Annotated in this window: 8 protein-coding genes; all 8 read right to left on the bottom strand. The window is 36.6% G+C overall.

Translation table 11 applies throughout. The annotated features are described in order from the left end of the window. Position 1 precedes the first annotated feature (1 nt). Positions 2–625, bottom strand: coding sequence for a sugar transferase (locus ACQKMI_RS09045; RefSeq protein ID WP_427488213.1), 624 nt, complete (start codon positions 623–625; stop codon positions 2–4). 274 nt (positions 626–899) lie between these two features. Beyond that, on the bottom strand, positions 900–2126 hold the full coding sequence (locus ACQKMI_RS09040) for a DegT/DnrJ/EryC1/StrS family aminotransferase (RefSeq protein ID WP_427488212.1): 1227 nt from the start codon (positions 2124–2126) through the stop codon (positions 900–902). Positions 2127–3801: 1675 nt separating this feature from the next. Further along, positions 3802–4677: a UTP--glucose-1-phosphate uridylyltransferase GalU gene (galU, locus tag ACQKMI_RS09035; RefSeq protein ID WP_427488211.1), complete on the bottom strand. Its 876-nt coding sequence runs from the start codon at positions 4675–4677 to the stop codon at positions 3802–3804. A 25-nt stretch (positions 4678–4702) separates the two neighbouring features. Then, entirely contained in the window at positions 4703–6406 is a 1704-nt protein-coding gene (locus tag ACQKMI_RS09030; RefSeq protein ID WP_427488210.1) for a phospho-sugar mutase, read from the bottom strand. Further along, positions 6403–7695 (bottom strand): glucose-6-phosphate isomerase, encoded by a 1293-nt coding sequence (locus ACQKMI_RS09025; protein WP_427488209.1) that lies wholly within the window; start codon positions 7693–7695, stop codon positions 6403–6405. The genes ACQKMI_RS09030 and ACQKMI_RS09025 overlap by 4 nt, the downstream gene beginning before the upstream one ends. A 49-nt stretch (positions 7696–7744) precedes the next feature. Continuing rightward, entirely contained in the window at positions 7745–9574 is a 1830-nt protein-coding gene (locus ACQKMI_RS09020; protein ID WP_427488208.1) for a polysaccharide biosynthesis protein, read from the bottom strand. 204 nt (positions 9575–9778) lie between these two features. Further along, a complete protein-coding gene (locus ACQKMI_RS09015) occupies positions 9779–10543 on the bottom strand; it encodes a tyrosine-protein phosphatase (RefSeq protein WP_427488207.1) in 765 nt (254 codons plus the stop codon). 49 nt (positions 10544–10592) lie between these two features. Further along, positions 10593–11306: a CpsD/CapB family tyrosine-protein kinase gene (locus tag ACQKMI_RS09010; RefSeq protein WP_427488206.1), complete on the bottom strand. Its 714-nt coding sequence runs from the start codon at positions 11304–11306 to the stop codon at positions 10593–10595. Positions 11307–11313 lie beyond the last annotated feature (7 nt).

Here is an 11313-nt window from a genome sequence, read left to right as displayed (position 1 = left end):
TTTAATTACCTAATTCGTTACCTTTCTCTTTAATTGAATTTGTATTAATATTTTTAACTAAAAGAACTGTTTTAACTGTCTTTAAAAAAATTTTAACATCAAAAACAAAAGAAATATGATCAACATAATAACAGTCATTTACATACTTCTCTTTTTGAGATATCGAATTCCTAAAATAGGATTGATTATATCCTGTTATCCCTGGCCTAACAGTAATTCTTTTCAATTCAAACTCATCAAATGAATCTAATGGTTTAGAAACCAGATTCGGTCTTGGTCCTATCAAGCTCATATCACCTTTTAGCACATTAAGAAATTGAGGGATTTCATCTAGAGATGTTTTTCTTAAGATACGCCCAACTCTAGTCACTCGACTATCAGTATCACTGCTATATGCTGAAGAATCATCATTTCTAATATCAGGTGCATTAACATACATAGACCTAAATTTATACATCTTGAACACTTCTCCATTAAGGCCTCGCCTTTCCGCATTATAAAATATCGGTCCACGATCCCCGAAATATATAATTGGCGAAATTATCAATAATAAGGGAATCATAAATAGCAATCCCAACAAACCAATTGTTATATCTATTAGTCTTTTAATGAACTTCTTGTACATCATTTCCCCTCACTTCACAAAATAATCACTTAAACTTTCAAAATGCACCAGAACTCTTTCCCAGTTTTTACAAATTAAATTATTATAATTATCAATTAAAGATGTGTTACTCTATTATTGAACAGGTTATAGGGTTTTATATTCTTTTTAATATCAAACACCAGATTGCTATGAGTAGTTATAATAGCGTTTCAATCAATCACTATCTTCAGAACGTTAATTTCATTTCTATGCTCCTATTTTAATACTACTCATTCATTTCCTATCACAGAAATTAACATTTTATTACTTCAACCAATGCTCTTTTGAAACTTTCAATTATATATTCCACATCCGTATCACTCAATAATGTGTGAAGTGGAAGTGTAATTTCATTAACATACTGCTTATAAGCATTTGGGTAATTCTGTACATCAAATCCTAAGTTCTTATAAGCCGTAAACATAGGTAGCGGTTTATAATGGACGTTACATACTACACCCGCCTCAGCCATCTTTACTATAATTTTATTTCTTTCTTTTTCACCTATTCCAGATATTCTAGTCAAATATAGGTGACCTGACGAGGCAAAGTCTATACCATAATGTTGTAAACTTTGAATACCTAATGGCAAAAGAGCTTTATCATATATCTCAATAATCTCTTTTCTCCTTTTCAATAGAGATTCGTATCTATTAAGTTGAATCAAACCAAAACTAGCCATAATGTCAGTCATATTACATTTGTAACCAGGATAGACAATGTCATATTCCCAGTCACCTTTTTGCGTTTTCGCTAGCGCATCTTTAGACTGGCCATGTAGGCTGTAAAGCATGAATTGCTTATAAAGCCACTCATCATCCAATCCCAAAATACCACGCCAAACAACAGCTCCACCTTCAGCCGTTGTCAAATTCTTTACTGCATGAAAAGAAAAGCATGTAAAATCTGCAACCTGTCCACACTTCACTCCGTCCCTCTTAGCTCCAAACGCATGAGCACCATCCGTCATAACTATTACTCTATTAAATAAAGTTTGAAATTCATTGTTGGCTTTAAAAAGTCCTTTTTTACTTTCTACTACTTTATATATCGTATCGTAATCACACATTTTCCCTGCTATATCAACCGGAATTATAACTTTTGTCTTCTCTGTAATTGCATCAGCAAGTTTTGAATAATCCATTTCAAAAGAGTCTGGAGCAGTATCAACGAGTATAATTTTTGCTCCAATATGTTCTATTATGGAAGCAGATGCAGTGTAGGTATAAGCTGAAGTAATGACCTCATCTCCTGGACCAACACCTAAGATACGAAGGGTAAGCTCCATAGCTGCCGTAGCAGAATTTAAGCAAACAGCTTTATTTGTTCCAGTGTACTCAGCTATTCTTTTTTCAAATTCTTTTGTTCTTGGCCCTGTTGTTATCCAACCAGATTTTATTGTTTTTATGACTTCTTCAATTTCCAAATCTGTAATATCCGGCGGAGAGAAAGGTATATTTCTTAATTCTGTATCAATCATTTTTTATTTCCTCGCTTTTTATAAAATTTTAGATTAAAAACATTTAGAATATTTTTCACTTTAACTCAGCCTTTTCAAATAACTAACTTTCAATTTTTTTAACACCACTTTATCCCAATCTCAAATTTTCTGATTTATTACTGTGATATTGCATAAAAAAGCAAAATTCTCATGTGAAATAGTAGTCTCCATAAAAACATTTACGAAACTAAAATCTCTCATAGTACAAGCATAATACTATATTTACACTCATTCAAAATCTTCTATCCACGACTGAACTTCAGAGCATTTTATTTGAATTTGAATATATTGAAACGGCACATAAATCTACTGTTTCAACTCTCATTTCGAAATTAATTGCAATGGGATAAAATAGTGGGAAAGTTTACGTTACTCAGCTTACGTTGACCTTAGTACTGGACTAGTTTCAATTGATCACTCTTCACTTTCCAAGCATTTGAAAGCGTTAGATTATGACATCATTAAGCGTGTTTTCTACGTACTGATAGGGAAATTAAAACGTACAGCACTCCGAACTTTGAATATGTCCAAAACGCTTTTTTCTATTGACTAGACAACTGTTACGGTTGGGAAAACACGCTTACCCTGGGCGATTTATCATCGAGAACGTTTAGGGATCGAAATGCACGAAAGTCTCACAAATGAAACGACATTACCACTTCAAGTGTTGAAACAACAAGGTACAAGCTTTATGGTCTAGTGGATGTAAGTTCGAAAGATAAGCGTTTTATCCTCACTTGTGTACATGCCTAATTTTCAATCGAGAAAGTGGATCGTTAATGAAAAGCTATATTTTGTATTAAGCTTAAAGATAATATGATATCTAACCGCAAAAGGAGTTCAAGGTAGTCGTACCAAGGACTCTAACATAATCGCTGATTTCATATGCACAATAGGAACACCACAAAAACAAACGGAAAAGCGATACAGTATAGTCCATTTTACAGATCATGATGAAGGCATAGAAAAATGCGTTTTGACAGATTTGATGGAAACGACAGCTTAAAATCGCTGACATATATAAATCACGCTGGACAATTGAATCGTTTTTCCACTGTATCAAACAGAATTCGAAAGTAACCCTACTATTTGATGCGACCAAAACGCACTGTTTAATCAGCTATTTGCGGCCTAGATTGCCTACATTTCGCCTAAATTTATAAATGTACAAGTACATAAGAAAAACAATATCAAATTCTAATCATTCGCTGATTTCACACACCTTTTTCTTTTTGTGCCCTGGCACGAGAAAGAAAAAGGTGTGTGAAAAACTCTTATCTTTTTGCAAATGAATCCATTAATCACTGTATAATTATGGTAAATAAACGCGCGTTCTATTTAATCTTTCAAGTATCATCCGAACGTAGAAATGATTTATATAGTGTATAGATAAACTTAAAAAGGCTATTATCGAAGTGATTCTTAAAAAATTCAGACCATTTATCTTCGACAACTTCAACTTAGCTGAACCCGTTCTAGCTTAAGTTATTTTTAATATATTGACTAAATTTTTTTGTTCATTAGAACTTTATCTCTTATTATGGCTTAACAATTATTTCTCTTAATCATTTCATTTCTTACAAATTAACTAATTAATAAAAATCATAGGAACATTACCTATTTAAATTTATTACTTGAGATTTAGTAATTAAGATCAAACCTTCGTTTCACCAATAATTTCCGCTAAATATGCACTCAACTCATCTTTGATCTCATCATTCTCTAAAGCCAGCTCAATCATTGTTTTTACAAATCCTAACTTTTCACCAACATCATAGCGTTTGCCTTCAAAGTCGTAAGCGTAGACATTTTGTCTCTCATTAAGCTTTTGAATCGCATCCGTTAGCTGAATTTCTCCACCAGCACCTGTTTCCTGTAAGTCAAGAAACTCAAAAATATCAGGTGTTAGAACGTAGCGCCCCATGATGGCTAAGTTGGAAGGTGCGGTTCCTAGCTTAGGTTTTTCTACAAAGTTTCTTACTTCATAGAGTCTCTCGTTTGAAGAGACTGGATCGATAATGCCGTAGCGATTTGTTTCATTGTCTGCTACTGTTTGAACACCGATGACAGAAGAGCCTGTTGCTTCGTACTGTTCAATCAGCTGTTTTGTGCAAGGTTGTTCTGCACGAACAATATCGTCACCTAGTAGTACGGCAAAAGGTTCGTCACCAATAAAATTACGTGCACACCAAACTGCGTGACCCAATCCTTTTGGTTGTTTTTGGCGAATGTAGTGAATTTCTACATTCGATGATTGATTGATTTTGTTCAGTAAATCTAGTTTTCCTTTTGAAGCTAAATTTTCTTCCAGTTCAATATTTCGGTCGAAGTGATCTTCAATAGCTCGTTTCCCTTTACCAGTTACGATAATAATATCTTCTATACCCGATGCGATGGCTTCTTCCACAATGTATTCGATCGTAGGTTTATCTACAATTGGTAGCATTTCTTTTGGCATAGCCTTTGTTGCCGGTAAAAAGCGTGTACCTAGTCCTGCTGCTGGAATGATTGCTTTTTTGACTTTCTTCATCGTTCTATGTACTTCCTTTCAACTACTATTTTGTCATAAAGGCTACCTGTAATTGTTGTAGCTTTAGTTGCGCTTGTTCTTTCGTACTAGCTACTGTACCAAAGTAAAACTTACATTTCGGCTCTGTTCCGGAAGGACGAATCGCTACCCATGATTGATCTTCTAAAATAAACTTTAAGACATTTTCTTTTGGTAAATTGAGTTTTGTAATGGAGCCATCTTGATGATTGGCTTGTTGCGTTAAGTAATCTTCTACTACAAGTACCTTTTGGCCCGCAATGTCAAAAATTCTATTTTCTCTATAGTTTTGTAGTAAAGCTTGCATTTCCTTTTGACCTGTAATTCCTTCAAAAGTTTGTGACTGTAATGCTTCATGATAATAGCCATATTGATTAAATAAACTGTCTAGAACATCTAGTAACGTTTGTTGTTTTGTTGCGTAGTAAGCCACCATCTCTGCTACTACCAATGCAACTTGGACTGCATCCTTATCACGCACAAAGCTTTGGATCAAATAGCCATAACTTTCTTCGTATCCGAATAGGTACGTTTTTTCCATTGATTGGTCGTACTCAGCAATCTTCTCGGCAATGTATTTAAAGCCTGTTAGTGTGTTCACAGTTTCAATCCCATATTGCTTAGCAATTACTGCACCAAGTTCAGAAGTAACAATTGTTTTGAGCATAACTCCATTTTCAGGCAGCTCATTTGTTTCTTTTTTCGCCTCAAGCAAATACTGTAAGATGAGTGCACCTAACTGGTTACCTGTTAATAATTGATAGCCATTCTCTGTTTTTACTGCCACACCTAATCGATCTGCGTCAGGATCGGTTGCTAACAGTATTTGTGCACCTGTTTCGGTCCCTTTTTGTATGGCGTACGTAAAGGCTGCCGCTTCCTCTGGATTTGGATATGGTACCGTTGGAAAATTGCCATCTTGCACAGCTTGTTGTTCTACAATATGGACGTTTGTAAAACCAAATGCTTGTAAACCTTGTTGTACCGGTACTAGACCTGCACCATGTAGAGGCGAGTAAACAATTGGTATAGTGAAGTCAATATTTGTACGGTGTTTTAAGCCATGTAATTTATCTTGATAGGCTTGGTCAATAGTATGTAAAATCCATTCTACAGTTTGATGTTGCTCTAATGTGTGCCATGGTGTTGTTGGGATATCAAAAATATTTTTAATATCCTCTAGTTTTTCAATGATTGTTTGAATAGCAGACGGCGTCAGTTGTGCCCCGTCCTCCCCATAAACTTTAAAACCATTATATTGTTTTGGATTGTGACTAGCGGTAATGACCACTCCTGCAAAAGCGTTTAAATACCTTACTGCAAATGATAATTCAGGTGTTGGTCGTGCTTCGCTAAATACAAATACCTTCACCCCTAATGCCCCCAGCACTAGAGCAGTTTCAATAGCAAAATCCTTTGAGAAATGGCGTGTATCATAGGCAATGACAACACCACGCTGTTTGGCTATTTCTCCGTTTTCTATAATATACTGTGCTAGCCCGTATGCAGCTCGGCGAATCGTGTAGATATTCATCCGATTTGTACCTGCACCTAACACCCCACGCATACCAGCTGTACCAAACTGTAAGTATTGATAAAACCGATCTTCAATTTGTGATGCATCATTTACAATGGCTAATAATTCTTCTTTTAAATAGGAAGGAACTGCTTCCTTTAGCCATTGTCTGTATTGGTCTTCTACTATACTCAATTTGACACCTTCTGTTCATTCAATAATTCAAGCATTTTTTTCTTATACGCTTCGACACCTGGCTGATCAAATGGATTTACATTTAAAAGGTAGGCACTCATTGCGCAAGCTTTCATAAAGAAATAAATGAGATAGCCTAGATGGTAGGCGTCGAGCCGTGCCAATTCAAGCTGAATGACAGGTACGCCTCCCTCCGCATGGGCAAGGGCTGTTCCTTGTTTGGAAATTGCGTTAATTTCGTTGAATGTACGCGAGCTTAAGTAGTTAAGCTTATCCTCATTTTTTTCTACATATGGAACACGGCAATCGTCCGTAATATCATGAAAATGAAGTAATGTTTCAAAGATGATTGGGCTTCCGTCTTGAATGAATTGTCCAATGGCATGTAAATCTGTAGAGAAGTTTACTGTTGTCGGATATAGGCCCTTTTTGTCTTTTCCTTCACTTTCACCGAATAATTGTTTCCACCAATCGTGAAATTTCGCAAGAGCTGGTTCAAATGATGCCAGCATTTCAATTTGATAACCTTTTGAATAGAGAGCGTGACGAATGACTGCATAGCGATAAGCTTCGTTTGTCTCAAGCTGTTCGTTCTTTAATTTGATTGCCGCTTCTTTGGCACCTTCTAAAAGTTGTCCAATATTTATACCAGCTACAGCAACGGGTAACAAACCAACCGGTGTTAAAACCGAGTAACGCCCTCCAATATTTTCAGGAATCACAAATTGACGATAGTCAGCATCATCAGCAATTTGCTTCAATACTCCTCTTTTGGCGTCTGTCGTTACGATAATGCGATTTTTTGCTTCTTCTCCATAGCGCTGGTTCATAAATGAGCGAATTACACGAAAGGCCAATGCAGGTTCCATTGTCGTACCTGATTTTGAAATGACATTCACATAAACTTCTTTTGTCGCTAAACTTTCAAGTAATTGTTTTATATACGCCCCACTCATATTTTGACCAACATATACAACCTCAATACCATTTCGATGTTGCCCAAAGTATGGCGTAAGTGCATCTTGAATCGCTCTAGCACCTAAAAAGGACCCTCCTACACCAACTACTACAAGCACATCCGCTTGTAATTTTATTTCACCCGCTACACACTGAATCGAATTTAATAAATTCTCTTGATTTTCAAGTGGTAGATGCAACCATCCTGTTGGCTCATCTATTGTTGTTTCCAAGTGATGATGTATGTTGGCTACAGGAACTTCGTAATCAGACCAATTAATTTGAATGAGTGAATCATTCAATATTGTCGTCTGTAGAAGTTGTGTCGTCATTTACTATCCCTCTTTTCGTAGATTTGTAGTTTATTGGAGTCTTCCATAGTTACATCCCTATTGACAGTGGACTATAAGTATCCCAGTTTCCATTCGCAACCTCTATCACTTGCTTTTTGGTCATTTCTATATCAAGCGTTTCTAGCTCCCTAATAAATTCCAATAATTGGGAACCGTCCATAGAATTTGCTTTCCCCACATGAATCTTCGGATACACATGCTCCTCCTGAATCTCCTCCGAGTTCAGCAATTCCTCATACATCTTTTCCCCAGGACGAATGCCTGAAAATTCGATTTTGATTTCATCTTCAGAGAAACCAGATAAACGAATCAGATTTTTGGCTAGGTCGACTATTTTTACGGGTTCTCCCATATCGAGTACGAACACCTCTCCACCTTTTGCGAGTGTACCTGCTTGCAGTACAAGCCTTGATGCTTCTGGGATCGTCATGAAGTAGCGTGTCATGTCAGGATGTGTCACAGTGACAGGACCACCTGCAGCAATCTGGGCTGTGAAACGCGGGACTACGCTTCCTCGTGAACCTAGAACATTTCCAAATCGTACAGCGGCAAATTTCGTATTGCTGTAAGTGGCGATATTTTGAATGATCATTTCGGCAATGCGTTTTGTTGCGCCCATCACATTTGGAGGGTTGACGGCTTTATCTGTTGAAATTAGTACAAAATTCGATACTCCTACTATATGGGCAGCATCTGCGATATTTTTTGTACCAAATACATTATTCTTTACAGCCTCACGTGGATTATATTCCATCAATGGAACGTGCTTATGCGCGGCGGCGTGATAGATGACATCCGGTTTATACATTTCAACTATCTCGAAAATTCTTTCGCGATCTTGTACATCCGCAATAATTGGTACTAATTCTGTATGACTTTTCCCATTTTCGTTTAATTCCATATGTATCGTATAAATAGAGTTTTCACCATGCCCTAGTAAAATAAGCTTGGATGGCTGGAATTTTAGAACTTGGCGACAAATTTCAGAACCGATGGAACCTCCAGCCCCTGTAACAAGAATCGTTTTATCTGTAAGCTTTTCTGAAATAGCCATCATATCTAGCTTGACTTCATCTCTTCCTAACAGATCCTCTATTTTCACTTGTCTCATGTCATTGACAGAAACATTCCCTGTCATAACATCCTCAATACGTGGCATTACTTTTACTGGAACTTTGGCAACAGTACAGCGGTTATATACTTCTCGAATGCCTTCTTTTGACAAGGAAGGCATAGCTAAAATGATTTCTGCAATATTCATATGCTCTACTAGCTTTGCCACATCTTTCGTCGTTCCGATCACACGTGTATTAAATAAGGTCAAGTTTTGTTTCGTCATGTCATCATCCAAAAATGCCACTGGATAGTATTCTGGAGAAGGGTTTTGACGTAATGAACGAGCAAGCATTGTGCCAGCTTGTCCAGCACCTACTATTAATACACGCTTTAAATCACCGCTTCTTTTCACGATCGTACGGTCATTTAAAACACGTAGTAGAAAACGTGATCCTCCGATCATAAGAATATGAAGCATCCATGTAATCGCTAATACTCGATAATACACATCTTGATTTATGATATATTGAACAATTCCCGCTATCGCAACTGTAATAGTTACTGCATAGGCAATCGTTAGTAGTTCACGGACGGATGCAACACTCCAAACCCGATCGTATAGATGGAAAATATAAGCTGTAATGTGGTGGCTAACTAAAAGTGTGAATGCACTAATTAAGATGAGTAAATTGGAGAAAATATGAATATCCGGATGAAGGAGCCAATAGCTCATATAGATTGCCGTTAGTACAATAACGGAGTCTAATATAGAAAACGCTGTGAATCTGGTTTTATAATCCATTACGACTACCTCTTTCTATAAAAATCAAAAATATAGATTAAACACTATAACAAATATGGAAACAATAAGATGATACCATATGTTAGCAGATTTTTAAACACTTTTAGCCATTTTTAGATATTTTTACCGCTTTTATAGTGATATAAGAACGTGTTCATCCTGATTATAAAAACCTTTTTAAATTAATTTCCTTCTATTTACCCATTAAAAGAATTGCCACCATTTTTTTGAACGTATTTCATCTGGTTCGTGTAGAATAAATGTTCTATTTTCCAATATCCTCGCATTATTTTCTAGTAATATATCGACAGCATCTAGTTGCTTTTTCTTTTCTAAGAAGCTAAGTCCTTCGTCGAAAAGAAATGGGCGCGTCGTTAAATTATGTACATCTGACCCATATGTATGAACGAGATTGGCCTGTACTAATTCAAGTGATAGCTTTTGAATCGATTTGCCAAAATGTCCAGCTAAGCTCCCCGCTGTTATTTGGGCTACCGCTCCTTCACGGATCAGTTGTTCGAGTCGTGCTGGTTTTTCAGCTATTGCTTTGTTTCGTTCAGGATGTGCGATGATTGGTGTAAAACCTGCCGATTTTAATAACACAATCATATTTTTGGTATATGTTGGTACATTGCTTGACGGTAGCTCAAGTAGTACGTACTGTGAGGTTGCGAGCGCTAACACTTCCTTTCGCTCTAATTTTTCAATTAAATCATTGGTTATGCGTACCTCATGACCCGTATGGATTTTTAGCTTAATGCCACGTTCATCTAATGCGTGTTGAAGCTGCGGCACTTGCTGCCATACATCTGCGGGCTGCACATGATACTGCGGATGGCATGCATGTGAGGTTGCGAGTATATCTGTAATGCCTTCCTTTTCAGCTTGCATCAGCATTTCAAGCGACTGCTCGATCGTTTTTGGACCATCATCTACCCCAAATAATATATGACTATGTATGTCGAACATTGTCGAACCTCCTTATTCATAGGAAAAAGAGTAAGCGGCATGATGTCGATTACTCTGCGGAACCATAGTATTGATAATAATAATGATCGCGTTCTAGCTTGAAGTTGTTTAGAACTACGCCTAAAATATTTGCCTGTGATTGCTCTAATGCTTCCTTTGCCTTCAATACGCCGGCTTTTTCAGCTACACCTGAGTTGACTACAATAATTGTTCCATCACAATTGTTGGATAAAATTTGTGCATCCGTTACAGATAAAATCGGTGGTGCATCAAATATAATGGCATCATATTGCTTACTTAATTCATCTATTAAGTTGCTCATCATATTAGAGGCTAATAGCTCAGCTGGATTTGGTGGTATCGGTCCACTTGTAATTATATGTAAACCTTCAACCTCTGTTTTTTGAACGGCTTGTTCTACTTTTGCTTGGCGGGTTAACAAATTGGCTAGACCAACACTATTTTTTAAGCTGAACGTATGATGCACTGTCGGCTTTCGCATATCTGCATCTATGAGTAATACTTTTTTGTTTTCCTGTGCAAAAACAACGGCTGTATTCGACGACATGGTAGATTTCCCTTCACCTGGTGTCGAGGAAGTAATCAATAATGTTTTAATATCTTTATCAGGCATTGAAAAATTAATATTCGTCCGAATGGTTTTAAATTGCTCAGAAACGACAGATTTAGCATTTGCCACCGTTATCAATTTTCTAGCTAAAGTAGTAGTAGTATTTTTCTTTCTTTTTTTCAGTTTAAACATCTGTTCC

This window comes from Lysinibacillus sp. NPDC097214, assembly GCF_050277945.1.
GTDB lineage: Bacteria > Bacillota > Bacilli > Bacillales_A > Planococcaceae > Lysinibacillus > Lysinibacillus xylanilyticus_B.
The sequence above is the reverse complement of the archived record's forward strand: the minus strand, read 5'-3'. Positions and strand labels throughout refer to the sequence as shown.